Source organism: Candidatus Methylospira mobilis (assembly GCF_009498235.1).
GTDB classification, from domain to species: Bacteria; Pseudomonadota; Gammaproteobacteria; order Methylococcales; family Methylococcaceae; genus Methylospira; species Methylospira mobilis.
The window spans coordinates 4,474,199-4,495,118 of record NZ_CP044205.1 but is presented as its reverse complement, the minus strand read 5'-3'; the positions used below and the strand labels follow the sequence as shown (position 1 = coordinate 4,495,118).

The following is a 20,920-nucleotide window of genomic DNA, read 5'->3' as shown; positions in this document are numbered from 1 at the left end:
GCACGAAATCGGCTATATTAAAAACGTATTGGCATAACGATGAATTTGAAGTCATGAACCTCCGTGTCCTGTATCACGCAACTGTGGGCATCATCAGGAAATAAAAACAGGATTTCGGCAGAATCAGCATTGTTGATGGCGTCAAGCAGATAGGAAACATTAAAACCAACTGAAAAGGGTTTACCGGAATACTCAACCTCGATTTCCTCTTGAGCCTCTTCATGTTCAGGATTCTGGGCAACAAGACGAAGCTGATTCTGCTCAAGAGCTAGATGTATTCCTCTGAATTTGTCGTTGGAAAGAATAGACACCCTCGTTAGCGCGGACTTTATCACCTGACGGTCAATCTTGAGCAGCCATTTAATTTCCTTGGGCAATACGCGCCGGTAATCAGGGAAACGCCCATCTATCAGTTTTGCAAAGAAAATGATATGCCCTAGCGTAATGCGCAGATTATTCGAAGATAGCTCAAAGGTAAGCAGCGTATCATTGGACTCATTGGCCAGCAGGCGCTGCAGCTCCAGCACGCCCTTTCTCGGTAGAATAATTTGACGAAAACCTTGAATATCGGCGCCATCAAAAGACTGTTCGCACAGGGAAAGCCTATGACCGTCGGAGGCGACGGCGCGCAATACTCCCTCGCTCAACTCCAGCATCAATCCGTTCAAATAATAACGAACATCCTGCTGCGCCATCGCAAAAAGTGTTTTATCCAGCGCGCGCTGCAACATGGTCGCACGAATATCAAAAACAACGTCGAAACCGGATGAAGCATCGAATGCAGGATAGTTTTCAGCGGGCAAGGTCGACAGCGTGAAACGGCTTTTACCCGCCTGCAGGGTAATCTTGTCTTGCAGGCACTCCATCCTGAGCGTGGAACCGTCAGGAAGGCTACGGCAAATATCGAGCAGTTTCCTTGCCGGCACGGTAACTTCTCCCGGTACAGAAATCTCCACTGTTGCGCTGGCGATCATCTGCACCTCCAGATCGGTACCCGTTACCAGCAAGCGATCGCCAACCGTCCGGAGCAGTACATTGGAAAGAATCGCCATGGTCTGACGCCGCTCTACTACACCTACCACCAAAAGCAAAGGACCGAGAAGATTTTCCCTGGATACTGAAAGTTTCATCAAAACACCTGAGCCTATCGAAAAAGAAACAGCTTGTGCAAGCGGGGTTACTACTATCCGCAAAATATATAAGAAACACCATGCTCTGTTGGCGCAACGCGTACTGTCAATAGACAAGTAGGCCTGATGCATCAGAGCCTGCTCCGAATCTGATCCGGAGGAGAGGCAGTACACTCGGCCCGCTGCGATCTTATATTGCGCCAGCTGTCATGAATCGCACCGTCAAATACTTCCGTACGCGAATAGCATCTCAGCCGCATAACCTCAATGCGAAAGGGTGCGCATCAGATTGGAATAATCTTCTTCGAACTGGCCGTCGCTGTCTCGCAATTCCTGAACCTTGCGTGTCGCATGCAGCACCGTAGTATGATCACGGCCACCAAAGTAGTGTCCGATTTCAGGTAAACTATGATTGGTCAGCTCTTTTGCCAATGCCATCGCAATTTGCCGGGGGCGCGTAACGCTACGCGTACGCTTACTCGATATTAAATCTGAAACCCTGATTTTGTAATACTCGGCAACAGTTTTTTGAATATTGTCGACATTGACCGTGCGATCCTGCAACGCGATAAGGTCGCGCAGAGCTTCCTTCGCAAACTCCAGCGTAATCGGTTTGCCGGTGAACTGTGCGTTGGCGACAACTCTGCGCAATGCGCCCTCCAACTCTCGCACATTCGAACGCATACGCTTGCCGATAAAAAAAGCAACCTCTGCAGGCACCTCGACATGAGACTGCTGCGCCTTGCTCAACAAAATGGCGACACGGGTTTCAAGATCGGGCGGCTCCACGGCAACAGGCAGCCCCCAGCCAAAACGCGACTTCAATCTCTCATCCAATCCCTTGATTTCCTTTGGATAACGGTCGCATGTCAAAACAACCTGGTGCTTATTTTCAAGCAGGTTATTAAAAGTATGGAAGAATTCTTCCTGTGAGCGCTCTTTCTCGGCAAAAAACTGAATATCGTCTATCAATAATGCGTCGACGGTGCGATAGAAGTCCTTGAAGGCATTGATAGCATTATGCTGCAGGGCCTTGACCATATCCGACACAAAGCGTTCGGAATGCAGATACACAACATTTGCGAAAGGATTGTGCCTGATAATTTCATTGCCGATGGCATGCATCAAATGCGTTTTGCCCAGTCCGGTAGACCCGTAAATCAGTAACGGATTATAGGTTTGCCCGACATTGCACGTAACCTGAACCGATGCGGCGCGAGCCAGCTGATTGGACTTGCCTTCGACAAAGCTGTCAAAAGTAAATGCCGGGTTTATATTGTTGCTTTGTCTTATCTTGACTGGCATTTTTTTTACGGAACGCGACTCGGCCGCGTCAGCCGCTTCGCCAGCGGCGTTAACAGGCAACGAACGCGTGCCAATTTCCAGCGTCAGCCGGAAAGGCTCGCTGCATTGCTGCTCAGCCAGAACCTGTTCAATGCGTTCGTAAAAATGCTGCCTTACCCAGTCCAACACAAAGCGGTTAGGCGCAAGAAGCTTAAGCTCAGCCCCCTGCTCTACTGCCTGCAACGGTCGTATCCAGGTATTGAAATGTTGCGGCGATAGCTCTCCTTCCAGCTTACCTAAACAGATGCTCCAAAGCGGAGTCACAGATAGCTACTCCCCGATGTTCCAACTACTGTTGACGTAAGATTTAAAAACAGAAATGTCATATCAATGTCTTAATCATGGATCTAAAGAGAGAAATCGTCATTCCGGAACGGACTCACGCCGGACAATCCCGCCCGGAGCTCTAAAGGGTAAAAGCAAATACGCTGCAAGCGGATTTATGGTGAAATCCGGGTTCAGAAATGAATGCGACGTAACTCCCCCGTAGCAAGTCCGTGACAAACACTGACGAAATGAAACTAACCTTTTGATTTATATGTTATGTTATATAAGGAGCGCCTGACAATGACAGAACTCTATCATCTATTCAGCGCATTAACGCCGTTTATGGAAAACGAAAAAAAGATACTACAACAACATATTCATATGAATCAAGTTTTTAGGAAGGGGCTTCAGCCAGAAATCGGCCTTTTTCGCAAACTAAACCTCACACGCCTACAGCGATATACAACGGGTAGCTGAATGACTACCAACTATACGCGATTACGAAAAAGTTATCCACAGCATTGACAGACAGGACATGGCTAAAATAAAATGATAAGTCCTATATCGTGTTGACAGTCGCTACGCGGTAGCGACAATCGGAGATAATCATGAAAAGAACTTATCAACCTAGCAAAATCAAGCGCGTGCGCACCCATGGGTTCCGCGCCCGCATGAAAACGCGAGGCGGTCGTGCGGTAATCAATGCGCGCCGCGCCAAAGGCCGTAAGAAACTCGCAGTCTGATCGCCGGCGGAATGGGAGGCTTCAGTTTCCCTACCCGCTACCGTTTAACGAAAGCGAAAGATTATAAACCCGTTTTCGATAAATCGTTGCGATCGAGCGACGCATACCTGACGGTTTTGGCCCACAAAAAGAAAGAGGGCGAAACCCGGCTGGGTTTGGCGATATCCAAAAAAAACGTCAGACATGCCGCCGAACGCAACCGTATCAAAAGGCAGATACGGGAAAGTTTCCGATTGAACCGGTCCACCCTGCGCAATCTGGACATTGTTGTAATGGCCAGGAAAGCGGCTAGCCGCGCCGACCGCAAAACGCTTAGAACCTCAATTGAAAAGCACTGGGACATCTTGAAAAGACGATGCGATTCGCACTGGTGCAGTTCATCAAAATCTACCGCTACCTGATTAGCCCCTTGCTGGGCTATCATTGTCGCTTTCATCCCACCTGCTCGAGTTACGCTATCGTCGCGATTGAACGATTCGGCGCCTTGCGCGGGTCATACCTGACTATAAGAAGACTGTTAAAGTGCAATCCGTGGCACGAAGGCGGCCTGGATCCAGTACCCGAAAAAATTGGTGAAAATAAATGGATAACTTGAGGTTTGTTCTCTTCGTTTTTTTCATATTCCTAAGCTATTCGCTCTGGGAACAATGGCAGCTCGATTATGGCCCCAAGCCGCCTCAAGTCGTTGCTCAGCAGCAGGCTGAGCAAAATAATAAGCCCGGAGCGCCGCAAACGCCTCCTGCCGACGTGGTAACGGCTAGCGGCCGCACGGCGTCAGCCATGTCGGCGCCGACCGACAACGGCGTAGCTCCCGCAGCGGCCTCGGCAAAAGTGGTAGTCACTACCGACGTACTGCGTATTGTCATAGACACCAGCGGCGCCGATATTCATTCGATCCAGCTCACCACGTACCCTATCAACAAGGATCAAACCGACAACCCGGTCGAATTGTTAAATGACGACCCTACAAAACGCTTTATTTCGCAAACCGGCCTGCTGTCCGATAGCAGCTCGCCACCTAATCACCACAGCATATGGAACAGCGCAGGCAATACTTATGCGCTGAAAGACGGTGAAGACAGCGTTCAGGTTCCATTTACCTGGACCAGTCCGAACGGGCTGAAGGTAACCAAGGTTTACACATTCAAACGGGGCAGCTACCTGATTGATATGAAACAAACCGTGCTGAACAAGTCGAACCAGGAATGGAGCGGCCGTCAATACATTCAGTTGCAGCGCAAGGAACCGGAGAAAAAAGTCGGGTCAGCCTTATCCACTTCCTCCGAAGACCGCGCCTATACAGGCGGCGTGCTTTATACGCAGTCCGAAAAGTACGAAAAAATATCGTTCGACGATATGGCTGACAGCAATCTGGCTCGCACAGGTAAAGATGCATGGATCGCGATGATACAGCATTACTTTCTGGCGGCCTGGATACCGCAAACCGGCGAAGAAGACAGCTTCTACACCAAAGCGCTCCCGGACAAATTTTTTGTAATCGGCGCGATTTCTCCGGAAACCGCGGTTGCGCCAGGATCGGAAAAAACCTTCGAATCAAGCTTGTTCGTAGGTCCTAAACTGCAGCGCACGCTGGAAACTATCGCGCCGGGACTGGAACTGACCGTCGATTTCGGCAACCTGACCTTTATCGCCAAGCCGATCTTCTGGCTGCTCGATAAATATCATGTACTGTTCACCAACTGGGGTTGGGCGATAGTCTTCGTCACTATCACCATCAAACTGCTGTTCTTCCAGCTTTCGGCGTCAAGCTACCGCTCAATGGCCAACATGCGCAAACTGCAGCCCAAGCTCAAAGAACTGAAGGACCGCCTCGGCGAAGACAAGCAGCAATTCAATGTCGCGATGATGGAGCTTTATCGCAAGGAAAAAGTTAATCCGTTGGGGGGCTGTCTGCCGGTGCTGGTGCAGATACCGGTATTCATTTCACTGTACTGGGTGTTGGTGGAAGCGGTAGAACTGCGTCAGGCGCCGTTTATCTTCTGGCTGCAGGACCTTTCATCGAAAGACCCGTATTTCATACTGCCGGTTATTTACGGCATATCCATGTTCATACAGCAGCGCCTGAACCCGCAACCGCAAGACCCGATGCAAGCCAAGGTCATGCAGTATTTTCCGCTGATATTCACGGTGTTCTTCGCCTTTTTCCCTTCAGGGCTGGTACTGTACTGGGTGATCAACAATACGCTTTCGATACTGCAGCAATGGGTAATTACCCGGCAGATAGAAGGAAAAGCAGCGCCGTCGCGGGCATGAAAGATTTTATCCTTGAAAGCCCCAATGGCATTGGCGGGTTAATACTCTCTCCTGCAAGGATATAAACAAAACGGAAACTGTATCGATGCCTGGCTGGGATGGAGCTGTGGCATCATCCTGGGTAAGGGAACACACGCACAACCCGCATTTCGAGCTCCATGCGGACTTCAACCCTGCGACTCGGAGCATGCGCTATTATTTCGAATAAAAACAGATCATCCGAACCTAAAACAGATAGACAGTAACACGCCCGGCAAACCAATGAACCAGGAAACCATCGCCGCGATTGCCACGCCGGCCGGCCGCGGCGGCATCGGGGTCGTGCGCATTTCCGGCGAACTTGTCCGGCAACTCATGCAGCCGCTGCTGGGCAGGGAAATTGCGCCGCGCCAGGCCTGCTATACCCCTTTCCACGATGAAAGCGGCTGCGTCGCCGATACCGGAATCGCGCTGTACTTCCCAGCCCCTCACTCGTTCACAGGCGAAGACATACTGGAACTGCAATGCCACGGCAGCCCGATGGTGCTGGACATTCTGCTGCGCGCACTGCAAACCCTGGGCGTCCGTCTGGCTCGTCCCGGCGAATTCGCTCTGCGCGCGTTTCTGAACGGCAAAATCGACCTGGCCCAGGCCGAAGCCATCAGCGACCTGATCGAAAGCTCGACCGAAGCCGCCGCACGCTCAGCACAAAACACCCTGCAAGGCGCATTTTCCAGGACAGTCAATACGCTGGTCGAACAGCTTATCCAACTGCGGCTATACGTTGAAGCGTCTATCGACTTCAGCGATGAAGAAATCGACTTTATAAGCGAACACGGCGTCAGACAAAAAATGCAAAACCTGCTGGATCAGCTTGAGCGTACGCGGCAATCGGCGCGCCAGGGCGCGCTGCTGCGCGAAGGGTTGACGCTGGTAATCGCAGGCAAACCCAATGCCGGAAAATCGAGCCTGATGAATTATCTGGCCGGCAGGGAAACCGCCATCGTCACCAGCCAACCCGGCACCACGCGCGATATCCTGCGCGAATACATACAGATCGACGGTATGCCCTTGCACCTGATCGACACCGCAGGACTGCGCGACAGCAACGACCCGATTGAACAGGAAGGCATGCGCCGCGCCAGGGAAGCCATGCGGAACGCAGGACGCATCCTGTTTATCATGGATGAAAGCGCCAAGCGACCCGAAGATAACGAAATCCTGCCCGAGCTGCTGCCCGGCAATATACCTGTTACCTGTATTCACAACAAAATAGATAAAAGTGGAGCACGGCCTGGTATACAAACAATAGGCGGGAACGTGCATATCCATCTATCGGTAAAAACAGGAAAGGGAATGGATATACTGAAAACGCACCTGAAACAAATCGCCGGTTACGACGACGACAGCGGAGAAACGGTATTTACCGCACGGCGCAGGCATCTCGACGCATTGCGGCAAGCACAGGACCATATCGGTAGCGCGCTGACGTTAATCGCCCATAGCGGCCCGCTGGAGCTGAGCGCCGAGGAAATGCGTCTGGCCCAGCAGGCGTTATCCGAAATTACCGGAAAATTCACTACGGAGCAGTTACTGGATCGAGTGTTTTCCAGTTTCTGCATAGGAAAATGAATCCCGCGCGCGTTCCCTGCTGTTGGCAGACTTGATGAATCCTGTAGGAGCGGAGCTTCAGCCCGCGAACGTTTTCTGGATGTAATGAATGGCCAACTCTGACTGCCCTGATTGAACCATACGACACCAAGGCAGGCAAAGGACGTCGTCCACGGGACTTGGAAACCATGCCGCGCATCTATTTCGTGCAGCAGTGGTTCGCACTCTCCGATCAGGCGGGAAGACGCGCTCTGCGATACAACGTGCATGCGAGCTTTTGCACGGCTGGATTTGTTTGATGAAACCATGTCGGTCGAAACAACGATTCTAAACTTCCGTCACCTCATCAACTGACGGTGGAGATCATGAACGCAATCACCGGAACCTTGAAACAGAAGGGCTTGCTGCTCAACGGCGGTGGATGCAACGATGATCCATGCGCCGTCATCCACCAAAAACGGGAAGAAACAGCGCAACCCAGACATGCACCAAACGCGTAAAAGAAACAGGACGCACCGCCTCCTCGATATAATCGCCCAGCCGGTTGGCAAATTTACCGATACTGGTCGTTACTTCCTTTATTTGCAATCTATATCGCGCGACGAGTTCTGGATGATGCCGCCCGTATCTCGAAACTATCGACCCGTTTCCTGTTTAGATTGCGCAAGTTCACGCAATATCGCACAAATATCGTCAGCAACTGCGGTCAAACCTCCACCTCCTTCGTACATTCCTAGCCTCAACTATACTTTATCTCATCAGCACGGCCCGAAAATGAACGGCGCTACTCCATCCGTAATGCTTTCCGCCGTATAGCCAATACGGAAAACACCAGCTTTTCGAACAGAACCCGGCGCGCGGTGGTTTTTCGCCAAACAAGAGCTATTGTCCTGCGGGGAGGCGGGGCTTGAAACGGTCGATAACAAAGGCCGTCCTCCTCGCGAACCGCTATGGCCGGAATCAAGGTGATGCCCGTGCCGGCGCGCGCCATTTGCCGCAGGGTCTCCAGGCTGGTCGCGCGCACATCCTGTTGTTCGGAAAGGCCGGCTGTTTGACAAATCTGCAACGCCTGTCCGCGCAAACAATGGCCTTCATCAAGTAATAATAACGGTAAGCCGGTCAAATCATCAAGAGTAACAATGGTTTTGTTCGCCAACGGATGGCCGCAGGCGACAGCCAGCAGAAATTCGTCTTCGAACAGCGCGGTTATCTGCAGAGATTCGTCTTCAACCGGCATCGCCAATAACGCCGCATCGATTTGTCCGCTGCTGAGTTGCCGTAGCAATGTATCGGTTTTATCTTCGATCAGCATCAGGCGGATTTTGGGCAGTTCCCGCCTGATGAGGGGTACCAGCTGCGGAAACAGATACGGCGCCAGGGTCGGAAACGCCCCCAGGCGCAGGTTTCCGGCAAGCGGATCCCGTGCGGAGGCGGCCAACTCCTTGATGATTTGTTCTTCCTCCAACATCCGTCGCGCCGATCCAATAATTTGTTCGCCGATTTCGGTCGGCAGCACTTTTTTGTTGCTGCGCTCGAAGAGCTGTATGCCCAGCGCTTCCTCCAGTTTTTTGATTTGGGTGCTCAGCGTGGGTTGGCTGATGAAACAGCGTTCGGCGGCTTGACCGAAACTGCGCAGGTCGGCGACGGCAATCAGGAATTGCAGGTCTCGGAGGTTCATTTCGGTCTACTGATAGCTTATATCTATCGTTATCATAAAAACAATCGATTATACATGAGATATTATCATCGATAGACTATCCCCGATCTGAAGAAGAACACTGACTTCAGATAGTTTCAATGAACGTTATGCCGTGTGGCGAGTATCGAACAACCGGCGTATTCCTGATTTTATGACCTGGAGAATCGACATGAACGCAAATGTACCGAATGTAATATTTAAAACCCGAGTCCGCGACGCAAGCATAAGCGGCGACAATCCGTTCCGTTGGCAGGATGTCAGCAGCGACGATATTTTCAAGGACAAAAAGATAGTCGTTTTTGCTTTGCCCGGCGCTTTCACGCCGACCTGTTCCAGCACGCATCTGCCCGGCTACGAAACCAGATACGACGAAATCATTGCGCTAGGCGTGGATGAAGTGTATTGCCTGAGCGTAAATGACGCCTTCACCATGTTTCAGTGGGGTAAACACCTCGGGGTCGAACATGTGAAGATGCTGCCCGATGGCAACGGCGACTTTACCCGCGGCATGGGGATGCTGGTCAAAAAGGAGAATCTCGGATTTGGCTATCGATCCTGGCGCTATTCAATGCTGGTCGAGGGCGGCAAAATCGTACAATTGTTCAGTGAGCCGGGGCAAGCCGACAATCACCCTGAAGACCCGTTCACGGTTAGCGATGCCGATACGATGATCGGATTTCTAAAACAACGTTAACGTTGCCGGAGATCAGGGGCATATTCATGTCCCTGAACGCTATTTTGTGCCTGAACGGAAATGCTGCAGGTTATATGAATCAAGGGAATCAGAGATTGTTGAACACAAAGAAATATACTGTACACGAAATACACGAAATACACGAAATACACGAAATACACGAAATACACGAAATACACGAAATACACGAAATACACGAAATACACGAAATACACGAAATACACGAAATACACGAGAATTTTGACATATTTTTTTCGTGAGTTTCGTGGACAAAAAATCTTTATTGAACAAATTATATCTTCATATTTCAAAGATCTTCAATCAAGGATTTTGTCTGAAACCTTTGGCGGATGAGGCTTGTAGAATTTCCGTCCAAGCACTATTTATCATGAATGAGAATATACCCATGTCTAACTATGATTTTGACTTGTTCGTTATCGGCGCCGGTTCCGGAGGCGTGCGCGCGGCGCGGATGGCCGCCGCATTGAACGTCAGGGTCGCGGTTGCCGAAAACCGTCACCTTGGCGGCACCTGCGTGAATGTCGGTTGCGTGCCGAAAAAACTGTTTGTGTATGCCTCCCGCTTTAGTGAAGAGTTCGACGCCGCGAAAGGCTTCGGCTGGTCGCTGCAAAAGCCGCAATTCGATTGGACGCGCTTATTGGCGCAGAAAAACCGGGAGATCGGCAGACTGCAAGGCGTTTATCAAGGATTGCTGAATCAATCCGGTGTCAAGGTGATAGAGGGGCAAGCCCGTTTGCTGGATGCTCACACCGTGGCGGTTGCTGATCGGGTTTACACATGCGAGCGTATTTTAATCGCCACAGGCGGCTGGCCTTCGGTGCCGGAGATACCGGGCAAAAAATGGGTCGTTACCTCCAACGAAATGTTCGCGCTGGAAAAGCTGCCGAAAAGACTGCTGATAGTCGGCGGCGGCTATATCGCCGTGGAATTCGCCGGCATCATGCACGGACTCGGCGTGCAAACCACGCTTTGCTATCGCGGCGCGCAACTGTTGCGCGGTTTCGATGAGGATATCCGGGAGTTCGTGAGTCAGGAAATGCGCAGCAAGGGTATCGACATCCGGCTCAATACCAGCATCGACAGCATTAAAAAAATCGGCGACGAATTGATGGCGCATACAGGACAGAACCAGTCCATCGCAGCCGATCTGGTGTTATACGCAACCGGAAGAAAGCCGAATACTGCCGGTCTGGGGCTCGAAGCGCTCGGTGTGTATCTGGACGCAGCCGGAGCAGTCAGGGTGAACGAACAATATCAGACCAATATTCCATCGATCTACGCAATAGGCGATGTGACCAACCGCATCAATCTGACGCCGGTTGCCACGGCGGAAGCAATGGCGCTTATCAACCGGCTTTATGCCGGACTAAACGCGCTGGTCGATTACGACAACATTCCAACAGCGGTTTTCAGTCAACCCAATGTCGGTACGGTGGGCTTGTCCGAGGCCGAGGCCAGAAAACGCTATCCTGCCATCGATATTTATAAATCCGTGTTTACGCCGATGAAACACACGCTGTCCGGCCAGGGAGAAAAGACATTGATGAAAATGGTGGTCGAAGCAGGGAGCGGCAAAGTGCTGGGTGTACACATGGTGGGCGCCGATGCCGGCGAAATCATACAAGGCATCGCGGTTGCCGTCAGGGCGGGTGCGACGAAAGCCGTTTTCGATTCGACCATAGGCATACACCCGACTACCGCCGAGGAGTTTGTCACCATGCGCAAGCCGGTTTGATGCAGTAAAACTGAGGCAAGTCAGGCTGATCTGCGAAAATTGCGCTTCGAGGAAAACTACGAATGGAGCGTGTACCCTGCATTTAGCTGTACAAGCAGCTACAGAAGGGAAATTTTCCTGTATTAAGAGCGGTAAAATTCATGCATTCTAGACGGCCACCTGAACGGAGACGATATTGAGCTTACGCTTTCGCCTGAATCTGACGATTTCTCTGACCATGTTCATCATCGTCAGCGTCGGCGCGCTGTTCATCACCCATAATGCGCGGCGCTCGGTATTGGAAGAAGTGCGGTCGTCGGTCAACATGGCCTTGCAACTGATAGACGCCGGGCTGCAGCAGACCGGCGGCGACGAAGCGCGTCTGCGGGCCTGGCTTTCGGAACTGGCGCATCTGGAAAACACCCGCCATTTGCGCATACATGTTCAGCAACTGCCGGAGAAAATCATCAAGCTCGACTCGCCTCCACGCGATAAAGCCGAAAACCCGGTGCCTTCGTGGTTCGCCTGGGCGGTCACGCCGGAATTGATGACCGGTGAGAAAATGGTGGAAAGCAGCGGCGGAAATCCGATCCGCATCAGTGTGGAAGCCGATCCCAGCGATGAAATAGCCGAAGCCTGGCGCGAGGCCGAGGACTTTCTGTATCTCATGATAATCCTGGCGGCCGCGGTTTATGCCGTGGTTCATTTTACCCTGGGGCGCGCGTTTGTATCGGTGGGCGTCATTTTGCAGGGGCTGGAAGGCATAGAGCAAGGCAACTATGAAAAGCGGCTGCCGCACCTGGATTTATTGGAATTCGACCGGATTTCGCAGGCGTTTAATCACACAGCGGAAGCCCTGACCCGATCGCGCCGCGAAAACCGCGCGCTGACGCAGCAATCGCTGGCGATACAGGAAGAGGAACGCCGTTACATATCACAGGAATTGCACGACGAATTCGGCCAGTCGCTGAGCGCAGTCAAGGTCATGGCGGCCTCGCTCAAAAAACGGGTTGACGACGACGGTCTGATGGCCGTGGAGGCCATAATCGAATCATGCGACCACATGTTTATCGAAGTGCGCGCAATGATGCGCCGCTTACGGCCGATGCTGCTGGACGAACTGGGTCTACGTGCGTCGCTGGAGGATTTGATAGCTCACTGGCGCAACCGCAATCAGCGCGTCGAGGTGGATTTTCATTACGACGACGAAGTGGAGCAATACGCAGGAGACGCCAAGATTCATTTATTCCGCATCGTACAGGAATGCCTGACCAACATCGTCAAATATGCCGGCGCGCGGCAGGTCAGCATCGATTTTCGGCTGTCCGCCAGAACACCGCTGCATAGCATCATCCTGGACATCAGCGACGACGGCAAGGGATTCAATCCCGAGCAGACCCGAAGCGGTTTCGGGCTGTTGGGCATGAAAGAGCGCATCGCGAGTCTGGGCGGCGAATTCGATCTGACTACGCGTCCCGGCGGCGGGGTCGCGATTACGGTGCGTGTACCATGTCCGCGAGAGCCGGGATGATGGCGAAAATTACGGTCATGCTGGTCGACGATCATGCGGTAGTCCGCGCCGGCCACCGCATGTTGCTGTCGCAATACGACAATATCGCCGTGATGGCGGAAACGGCGCGCGGCGAAGAAGCCTGTCAGATCTTTGTGACGGTCCGGCCCGATATAGTAGTCATGGATCTGAATCTGCCCGGCATAGGCGGTCTGGCGGCGATACGCCGTATCTGCGGCCGCGACCCGCATGCCAGAATTCTGGCGTTCAGCGTTCACGATGAACCGCTCTACGTCACGCGTGCGCTTGAAGCGGGGTGTAAAGGCTATGTCACCAAAAGCAGCGCTCCGGAAATTCTGGTCGAGGCGATAATCAAGGTAGCGCACGGAGCAACTTATATCGACCCGGACATCGCCTCGCGCATGGTGGTGCAGCCGGCAGCCGGCAACGGGTCACCAGCCATATTGACTACATTGACGGCGCGCGAGTTCGATATCTTCCATTTACTGGTAAACGGGAGCACCACGCGTGAAATTGCCGAGGAGCTGTGTCTGGGCTATAAAACCGTCGCCAATTACGTTACGTTGATCAAAAGCAAACTGGGTGTAAACACAGCTGCGGAGATGACGCGTCTGGCCTATCAGTATGGGATATTGAAAAGCTGAAGATAATTTTTTAGCAGTGGAGTCCGCATAGGGTGGCCGCGCAAAAAAGCGTTCGGCGGAAGTATAGATAACCGAACAAAAAACCCCTCATCCCAACTTTCTCCCAAAGGGAGAGGGTGATAATGTATCTTTGTTTTCTCAGTGCTCTATATTTTGTAGGAGCGGGCTTTGGCCCGCGAATAGCAAGGGATACGCAACGGTAGCTGAATAAAGGCGGTTTTTACTCCTCGCCGTTCTGTTCCTGCGCGCCGAACAGCAAAACCGGTTCGTCTTCGCTCGACGGCACGGCTTCGACGGTCTTCAAGCGCTGGCCGATGACCCGGGTGCGCTGCTCCGCGGCCGCTATGGTATTGCTGGCTTCTTCCAGTTTTTTGCGGGTTTTGGCCAGCACATCGCCAAATTTACCGAACTCGCTCTTGACCGCGCCAAGTACGGTCCAGACTTCGCTGGAACGTTTTTCTATCGCCAGCGTGCGGAATCCCATTTGCAGGCTGTTGAGTATCGCCGTCAACGTGGTGGGGCCGACCACGGTAACGCGGTAATCGCGCTGCAGGTTGTCAATCAACCCCGGACGCCGGATTACTTCGGCGTATAGCCCTTCGACCGGCAGAAACATCAGGCCGAAATCGGTGGTGTGCGGCGGTTCGAGATACTTGTCGCGTATCGATTTGGCCTCGCTGCGGATACGGGTGTCCAACGCCTTGGAAGCAAACTCCATGCCGGCTATATCGCCGCTTTCCTGCGCCTCGGCCAGCCGCTGATAATCCTCCAGCGGGAATTTGGCGTCTATCGGCAGCCACACCGGCGCGCCGCCATGCTCGTCACGTCCGGGCAGTTTGATCGCAAACTCGACTCGCTCGTTGCTGCCGGGACGCACCGCGACGTTTTTTTCGTATTGAGCCGGGCTTAGCATCTGCTCCAGCAGACTGTCCAGCTGCACTTCGCCCCAGGAACCGCGCACCTTGACATTGGACAGCACTTTTTTCAGATCGCCTACTCCGGAAGCCAGCGTTTGCATTTCGCCCAACCCTTTATGCACCAGCTCCAGGCGCTCGCTGACCTGACGGAAGGATTCGCCCAAACGCTGTTCGAGGGTGTTGTGCAGCTTTTCATCGACAGTGACGCGCATCTGCTCCAGTTTTCGGCTGTTGTCCTGTTGAATTTCGGATAACCGTGCAGCAACCGATTCGCGCAGATCTTTCAGACTCTCCGCTGTGCGCTGGCTGTGTATGGAAAACTGCTGGCTGATCTGTTCATTGAAACGCAGCAGACCGTTCTGCATTTCCTCGCGGCCTTGACGCGCTTCGCTCTGCAAGGCCTCGCCCAGCTGACGCAGGGCTTGATTCTGTTCACCCCGATTTCCGGCTATTTCCTGGCGCAACGCTTGTTCCAACTGCAACAGCCGGTTTTCAAGGCCGGCGGCGCGGCCTGAACGCAGCAACTGCATCGCTGCAGAGATCAGTTGCAATATTAAAGTCAACGCGCCGATGCCGATCAGGATATAAAGCAACCACTCTGTATTGGCCGGATCGGATGGACTCATACGGCGTCATCCGCGGCTTTTTTCAACGCGAAGCTCAACGCTTCGCCCGTTTCGTCTCCCAGGCAAAGCACCGAATGCCAGACGCAGGTATCGAGACCGGCCTGCGGCAGCAACAATACATCGCCGGGCTTCAGGATGTAGGCATATTGTTTATCAATCAGGTAACGAAAAAAATCGGGATGCCGGTCCATCAAGTCTTCCGCCAATTCGTGCTCATCTTCAAGATAATGCGCGAATTGCTCTCGATCTTTCAGCAGGTCGCGCAACAGCGTCCAATTTTCGCCGGCTTGCGTGTCGAGGTAGGCCTTAATTTCGTCGATCAAACGGTCTTTGGACAGCGCCAGCCAGAACGTCGCGCCGCTGAGCTGGGCAAACACCACGCCCTCATGACCGCGTTCGACATCGTGATGCATCTGCGCACCGCCGTTCGGCGCATTGAAATATACAATGCGCTCGGTATAAACCGGCGGCGCGCCGTCCAGCACCTGACCAAGCAAGGCATTCAGTTTGACATGGGCGGTAATCGCCGAAGATTCCGGAAATATCGCATCGGTCAAACGCGCGGCGCACAATTGACGCTCGTGGTCGGAGGCGACGTCTTCGTAACCTTCCATGCCGAACGAAAAACGAAAACGCAGGCTGGGATCGTCGTCTTCCAGCGATAGCCAGGATGCCTTGCACCACAGGTCGTCGGCGATCAACTCGTCTTCGCGCCAGCAATCGAAGTAAACTTTCTCGATGCCCTGATCGTCATGATCTTCGAAACTGGCGCCGGTCAGTTCGAAATCGGGCGTCAGGCGCTCGCTGTAGCAGGATTGTTCGAAAAGCTCCGATAACTCCTCGCCCTCCAGTATCTGATTCATCAACAATTGCGATTGAGCTAATTGTTCCGTCAGACCGGCAAGCGCGTCGTTCAACATGTCTGGCAGCAATACGGCGCTGTGCGCATGCCAGGCTTGTATTACAGTTTCCGCAGCAGGCATGGATGCGCTATCAAAAAAGCCAATCCAGCCCAGTTCAACGCCGCGCCGATGCAGTTTCAGGGAATTGGGTGCCGGGCTGACTCCGGGTGCAAAATATTCTAATTTCATGGCAAGATGGCGGCTTTACCGGTTGATGAGTGTATTATTAGGCCGGATTTCCGGATAATCTTTGCCTGTATTGTAGCACCAGCACTACGCTGTACAGTTAACAGTGCGCATAGCGTACCCTGCGCTCAGGGCGTTTAATGACAAGACAAGCGCAGCACTTCGGATAAAGCACTCCGTAAATCGCCCAAGCTGCACAAAAACAACCTTTTAAACCATACGCACAGGAAAAAACAATGATTAAAAAGAGCCTTGCCGATTGGTGGGCGGAGACGCACCCCTCGCCGAAAAATGAACAGAAACAGCATGCAGGCGCCGATTCCGCCGCACAGGAAACGGTGGAGGCCCTCTATGAAAAACTGGGCAAACTGCCGGCCGTCGACGAATCGGTTGAAACCATACGGCGTGAAATGGCCGCCGTTTACCGGGACATGCGCAGCGGCAGAATAGATTGCCTGGACGGTACACGCTTGGCCTACGTGCTGGACCTGGTGCGCAAGTCCCACGAAACCAACGTAACGCGCGATCGGCTCGGCGCCATCGAAAAAGCCATGGGGCTATCATCGGATACCCGCCCGGATTGGTTGGGACTGCCGTCGGATGACGGAGTATTGTAACAGACGGACATCTCCCGGCCTGACCGCCGGGAGTGGACTGAAACGAATTGAAACGGCGCCAGAGACCGGAAGCCTGTTGGCTTTACCGCACCGGACGGTGGAATATCCGGTCAAGAATCAGCACGGCTATAACGCCGACTACGAACCCGTTTCCAGCCATCGGGCGCAGGATGGCGGGAAATGTGTCTACTAGCGCTGCCGGGAGCTGCGTCGTCACCGTTCCAGCCAGCAACGGTAGTCCGATTACCATGCCATCCTCGAAGGTGAAAGCCTTCCCGTTGAAGGCGGCAGTCAATCCCGAGGAGATTTGCCCGGAGAGTGTGTATATCAGAACGCTTCCCACCACTGCCGGCGGAATTATCCCTGCCAGCGACAGAACCGCTGGAGAAAACGAGGCCAGCAGGAGTATTATTGCCGCGGGGATTAATGGAAAGCGAGAGCCGCAGCCGCTGGCGGCGATGACGCCGGGGCTGAGCGAATAATCAATGGGGCCTATGACGCCCAGCAGTCCGGCTACAGCGTTGACGGCCCCGGTCAGGGTCATGCCTCTCCTGACGCGTCCGTCCATTCCATCCGGCCGCAACAATGGCGTAATCGCTTGTATCGAGCCGATTTCATTCAGTGACAGGGCGATAAAGCAGAAAAAGAACGACAGAATCGTGCCGATATCGAAGACCGGTGTGGTAATTCCCGAAAAAAACGACGCTATTGTTTCCTGATTTGCCACTGTGCCGTTAATACCGAAGATGACGGAGAACAATGCTGTTCCCGCCGCCATTCCAGCGACTATCAGAAGTGCACGTACTGCCGGCGGAAGCAGACGGTGCGCCAAAAACAGGGCCAGAACAAATCCGCTTGCGAAGGCGAGTCGTACGCTGCATGTCCCGGCGTCCCCCACGGTCAGCAGCTCGACTATCATGGGCGTCATTGTGAAAGCGATGAGGAGAACGACCGTAGCAGTCACGCGCGAAGTAAATATCGTGCGTAATGCGCTGAAAAGACCCGCCGCCGAGACGATCGCCAGAAGCGTGCCGCAAACGGCAATGGCCGTATAAATTGCGTCCGGACCGGTTCTACTTTCCAGTATTCCAAGTAGTAAAACCGTGGCGGGGCCGCTGACCAGCGTCAGGCGGTGTCCAAGCAGCGCCTGCCCGAACAGCATCAATCCTGTGGCGAAGGTGGTTTTTTGCAGATAGAGGGTTCGCAGTCCCGAATCGTTGGAATGATGCGTAGCCGCAATCGCGCCGACGATGACAATAAAGGGCAGAGACATCGCCAGCCATTGCATGGCATAGAGTGCGGTTTCCCGAGCCGGCAGCCGGTCATCAAGGCCGTAGCGTAGCTCTATCCCGCTATGCCGTTCATGGACCGGTTTTGTGGATTTCGACAGTTTTTGTTGCATTTACCGGCGGCTTATTCAACTGTTTAAAAAACGGCTGCTGGTTACGCCATTCTGACTATGACTCCGGCGTTTCTTCCGCCATGGCAACCGTCACCGGATCTTCCAGCGGTTCGATAATCTGTTCGACTACGCCGCCGGAAGCAAACAGCAGTCCGTTTCTGAAGTACTGGCAGGCCAGCAGCGCATTGCCAAGCTTAAGCAGCAGGTCGCCGGTCAGTTGATAGACTTCCACGCTAGGCTCGAGGCCCAGGCTTTTTTCAAGATAGTTTCGCGCCGCTACGTTGTCGCCGGTTCGCAATGCGAGTTTCCCCAGTACGCGCAGCAGCACCGCGCTTTCGCCCTTTTTAGACAGCCACGCCAGAACCTGCTGCTGCTGTTTTTGCGGGTCCGGCAGGTTGATGTGTCCGTACAACACCAGCAAGGTTTCGCTCCACTCCTTGTCCAGCGCCTTGCGCAGCATCGGTTCGACTTCCGCGCCCGAACCGGCTTCGATCATCGCGGCGATATAGATCTGCTGTATGCCCGGTACTGCGCGTATGTGCTCCGGCACGTCGAGCCAGGTATTGCGCATGGTTTCGGCGCTATGCGCCTCAGACTTGCGTTTGAGCAGCGCGCTGAAGGTTTCGGTTTCCAGCAGTTTGATTTCCGCTTCCATCAGCACCTTGTTTTTGTGCATTTGCGGCAGCAGTTTGGTGACGCCGTCCCAGTCTTCCATTTGCGCATAGGCTTGATGCATCATTTTCAGCACCTTGGCGTGACTGGGCGCGATTTTATTCAAGTGCGTCAGGCTGGCCAGCGCTTCGTCGAACTGTTGATTCGAAAGCTGCAGTTCGGCTTTGGTCAGACCGATGGCCAGCTCGGCTTCCGGCATCAGCTCATGGGCCTTGCTCAGATAGGAATCACGCTCGCTGTGCGCCCCTCTCGACTGCGCGGCGCGCGCGGCGGTAAGGTAATGGATCAACGGGGTGCCGCTATTGGCGGCGTGACGGATCAGGTACTGTTCAGCGGTTTCCCAGTTTCCTTCCGCCGATTCGATCAGGCCGGCGACCAGCGCCTGTTGGGAAATAAGCGCGCGCTGCTCTTGCGAGCGCCGTTTGAGAAACCGCGGCAGATGAAAAATTCCGATGGATAAGCGTATGGCTATATACAGGAATATAAAACCGATGAGCAGCACCGCGCCGACAAAAAAGAGCGTGGCCTCAATCTCCCAGTGTCCCAGAGAAACCGTTACCTGACCGGGACCGTACGCGGCCGCCTGAAAATGCAGCAGGATAACTGTCCCAATGATGGCTACCAGCCAGATGAAGAGATAGATCAGCGTTTTCACGGTTTGACTCCCTCAGCGGCGGGTTCCGGCGTTACAGCAGGGGCAGGCTGCTGCGATCCGCCTGCGTCTATCGATTTGGCCACCGCCTTGTGCTGCGCCGGATTTTTTTCGGCTTCCATACGCAATTTACCGGAATTGCGCAGCAGCGTCAGGGATTTGCTGATGTCCGGGAACGGTATCTGTATTTGCAGATCCTTCAGCTGTTTGATTTCATCAATGATGCCCTGGGTAATAACGGCGTCATGATCGAAATGCTCATGCAGCCAGCCGAGCGCCGAATCGAGACTGCTTTTGTAAGCCGCCTCGTCGTTGCGCAGCAAGGCGGAGCGCGCCATTTCCAGTTTCAACAGCAGTATCTGGCGCAGCGCTTCGACTTCTTCCGGCAGCAGGATGGCCTGAATCGGGCGATCGGTTCTGCGTATGGTGACCAGATCCTTCATGTTGTCGAGCGCTTTGTCCATAAAACCGCCGGCAGTCGATTTGGGGGTAATCGCAGCCGCGCTCGCGGCAAGCTCGTGGTTCTCGCTGACGCGATCGGAATGGGGCAGGAATAACGGGATATCGCCGACTTTGGATTCGATAACCAGTATCTTTGCCGAAACTCCGACACTGTCCACCGGTTCGATTTTCTTGAGGGTGCTGATTTCGTCGGCCAGCGCTTCGCGTACACGGAAAACGGCGGGATCGCCGCTGTCGTGCAGGCGTTGGTCGGCAGCTTCCATGGCCGATAGCACCGATTTTACGTCGCCGACCAGATGCAGCTTCTGATTGGCGATGCTCAACAGATATTCGGCATCGGCCACCATCATGTCGCCGCGGGTCAGATTCATTTGCTGCTGAATATGGTCGATGGCGCCGGCCAGATCGTCCTGGGTGGACTCTATCCGTTCGCCGATACTGGTGCTTTGTTCGGCAATTTCACGCTCGAATTTAGAGTCCTCGTTGTTGACTCGCGACTGCAGCAGCGCAACTTCGGAGTGGACCGCTGCCAGTTCGGTCTGCAGGCCGCTGATCTGATGCAGCAAGTCCTGAATCTGCTTATCGCCTTTATCCAGTCCGCTGCCCAAACCTTCCTGCTTGGCGCGCAACTCATGGAGCAGGAAAAAACCGCCTCCCGCCATGATAAGGATCAGTATCAGGACAATGTAACCCAGCCACGCGCCGCTACGCTGTTTAGGCGCCTTCGTTTTGGCCGGCTTTGCATTTTTCTGGGCTGCTTCCGCTTTTCCCGGTGTATCCGTCGCAGCGTGCTCCGTTGTTTTCGCTTCGTCTTCGAAATCTGCCAATGTCGT

At 53.5% G+C, this 20,920-nt stretch carries 19 protein-coding genes and 1 pseudogene; 12 read left to right on the top strand and 8 right to left on the bottom strand.

What is annotated here, in order from left to right; genetic code table 11:
- Positions 1–17: 17 nt before the first annotated feature.
- On the bottom strand, positions 18–1,130 hold the full coding sequence (gene dnaN / locus F6R98_RS20535) for a DNA polymerase III subunit beta (protein ID WP_153250672.1): 1,113 nt from the start codon (positions 1,128–1,130) through the stop codon (positions 18–20).
- Positions 1,131–1,394: 264 nt separating this feature from the next.
- A complete protein-coding gene (gene dnaA / locus F6R98_RS20530; protein ID WP_153250671.1) occupies positions 1,395–2,738 on the bottom strand; it encodes a chromosomal replication initiator protein DnaA in 1,344 nt (447 codons plus the stop codon).
- Positions 2,739–3,349: 611 nt separating this feature from the next.
- Here dnaA and rpmH point away from each other — a divergent pair.
- The 6 genes and pseudogenes from rpmH to F6R98_RS23020 all read left to right on the top strand — a co-directional run.
- Positions 3,350–3,484 carry a 50S ribosomal protein L34 gene (gene rpmH / locus F6R98_RS20525; RefSeq protein WP_082054301.1) on the top strand — a complete coding sequence of 45 codons (135 nt, stop codon included), beginning with the start codon at positions 3,350–3,352 and terminating at the stop codon, positions 3,482–3,484.
- Between the two features lie 11 nt (positions 3,485–3,495).
- Positions 3,496–3,885, top strand: coding sequence for a ribonuclease P protein component (rnpA, locus tag F6R98_RS20520; protein WP_153250670.1), 390 nt, complete (start codon positions 3,496–3,498; stop codon positions 3,883–3,885).
- On the top strand, positions 3,840–4,079 hold the full coding sequence (yidD, locus tag F6R98_RS20515) for a membrane protein insertion efficiency factor YidD (RefSeq protein ID WP_153250669.1): 240 nt from the start codon (positions 3,840–3,842) through the stop codon (positions 4,077–4,079). Before rnpA ends, yidD begins: the two co-directional genes overlap by 46 nt.
- The gene (gene yidC / locus F6R98_RS20510; protein WP_153250668.1) at positions 4,067–5,758 is read left to right on the top strand and encodes a membrane protein insertase YidC; all 1,692 of its coding nucleotides are present in this window, start codon (positions 4,067–4,069) and stop codon (positions 5,756–5,758) included. The genes yidD and yidC overlap by 13 nt, the downstream gene beginning before the upstream one ends.
- Positions 5,759–6,019: 261 nt before the next feature.
- Positions 6,020–7,369 (top strand): tRNA uridine-5-carboxymethylaminomethyl(34) synthesis GTPase MnmE, encoded by a 1,350-nt coding sequence (gene mnmE / locus F6R98_RS20505; RefSeq protein ID WP_153250667.1) that lies wholly within the window; start codon positions 6,020–6,022, stop codon positions 7,367–7,369.
- A 390-nt stretch (positions 7,370–7,759) separates the two neighbouring features.
- Positions 7,760–7,864, top strand: a pseudogene (locus F6R98_RS23020) (IS5-like element ISCARN76 family transposase); the annotation flags it as partial.
- Positions 7,865–8,132: 268 nt separating this feature from the next.
- On the opposite strand, the gene F6R98_RS20495 reads toward F6R98_RS23020, so the two are convergent.
- Positions 8,133–9,026 (bottom strand): LysR substrate-binding domain-containing protein, encoded by an 894-nt coding sequence (locus F6R98_RS20495; protein ID WP_153250665.1) that lies wholly within the window; start codon positions 9,024–9,026, stop codon positions 8,133–8,135.
- A gap of 190 nt (positions 9,027–9,216) precedes the next feature.
- Between F6R98_RS20495 and F6R98_RS20490 the strand changes: the two genes are divergently transcribed.
- The 5 genes from F6R98_RS20490 (at position 9,217) to F6R98_RS20470 (ending at position 13,651) form a co-directional block, all read left to right on the top strand.
- On the top strand, positions 9,217–9,741 hold the full coding sequence (locus F6R98_RS20490; RefSeq protein ID WP_153250664.1) for a peroxiredoxin: 525 nt from the start codon (positions 9,217–9,219) through the stop codon (positions 9,739–9,741).
- 98 nt (positions 9,742–9,839) lie between these two features.
- Complete coding sequence (locus F6R98_RS20485) at positions 9,840–10,001, top strand: hypothetical protein (RefSeq protein WP_153250663.1); 162 nt, start codon at positions 9,840–9,842, stop codon at positions 9,999–10,001.
- Positions 10,002–10,147: 146 nt separating this feature from the next.
- Entirely contained in the window at positions 10,148–11,497 is a 1,350-nt protein-coding gene (gene gor, locus F6R98_RS20480; protein ID WP_153250662.1) for a glutathione-disulfide reductase, read from the top strand.
- Positions 11,498–11,672: 175 nt separating this feature from the next.
- Positions 11,673–13,007: an ATP-binding protein gene (locus tag F6R98_RS20475; protein WP_153250661.1), complete on the top strand. Its 1,335-nt coding sequence runs from the start codon at positions 11,673–11,675 to the stop codon at positions 13,005–13,007.
- Positions 12,986–13,651: a response regulator transcription factor gene (locus tag F6R98_RS20470; RefSeq protein ID WP_315699940.1), complete on the top strand. Its 666-nt coding sequence runs from the start codon at positions 12,986–12,988 to the stop codon at positions 13,649–13,651. Before F6R98_RS20475 ends, F6R98_RS20470 begins: the two co-directional genes overlap by 22 nt.
- 220 nt (positions 13,652–13,871) lie before the next feature.
- Here F6R98_RS20470 and rmuC read toward each other — a convergent pair whose 3' ends face one another.
- Both rmuC and F6R98_RS20460 read right to left on the bottom strand, forming a co-directional pair.
- On the bottom strand, positions 13,872–15,194 hold the full coding sequence (gene rmuC, locus F6R98_RS20465; protein WP_194270048.1) for a DNA recombination protein RmuC: 1,323 nt from the start codon (positions 15,192–15,194) through the stop codon (positions 13,872–13,874).
- Positions 15,191–16,285, bottom strand: coding sequence for a hypothetical protein (locus F6R98_RS20460; protein ID WP_153250660.1), 1,095 nt, complete (start codon positions 16,283–16,285; stop codon positions 15,191–15,193). The genes rmuC and F6R98_RS20460 overlap by 4 nt, the downstream gene beginning before the upstream one ends.
- Before the next feature lie 233 nt (positions 16,286–16,518).
- Here F6R98_RS20460 and F6R98_RS20455 point away from each other — a divergent pair, with 233 nt between their 5' ends.
- Positions 16,519–16,899: a hypothetical protein gene (locus F6R98_RS20455; protein ID WP_153250659.1), complete on the top strand. Its 381-nt coding sequence runs from the start codon at positions 16,519–16,521 to the stop codon at positions 16,897–16,899.
- Between the two features lie 82 nt (positions 16,900–16,981).
- Here F6R98_RS20455 and F6R98_RS20450 read toward each other — a convergent pair whose 3' ends face one another.
- The 3 genes from F6R98_RS20450 to F6R98_RS20440 are packed head-to-tail and all read right to left on the bottom strand — an operon-like array spanning position 16,982 to position 20,914.
- The gene (locus tag F6R98_RS20450) at positions 16,982–18,301 is read right to left on the bottom strand and encodes a uracil-xanthine permease family protein (RefSeq protein ID WP_153250658.1); all 1,320 of its coding nucleotides are present in this window, start codon (positions 18,299–18,301) and stop codon (positions 16,982–16,984) included.
- A gap of 55 nt (positions 18,302–18,356) precedes the next feature.
- A complete protein-coding gene (locus tag F6R98_RS20445; protein ID WP_153250657.1) occupies positions 18,357–19,628 on the bottom strand; it encodes a heme biosynthesis HemY N-terminal domain-containing protein in 1,272 nt (423 codons plus the stop codon).
- Positions 19,625–20,914, bottom strand: a complete 1,290-nt coding sequence (locus F6R98_RS20440; RefSeq protein WP_153250656.1) for a uroporphyrinogen-III C-methyltransferase — start codon at positions 20,912–20,914, stop codon at positions 19,625–19,627. Before F6R98_RS20440 ends, F6R98_RS20445 begins: the two co-directional genes overlap by 4 nt.
- Positions 20,915–20,920: the final 6 nt, after the last annotated feature.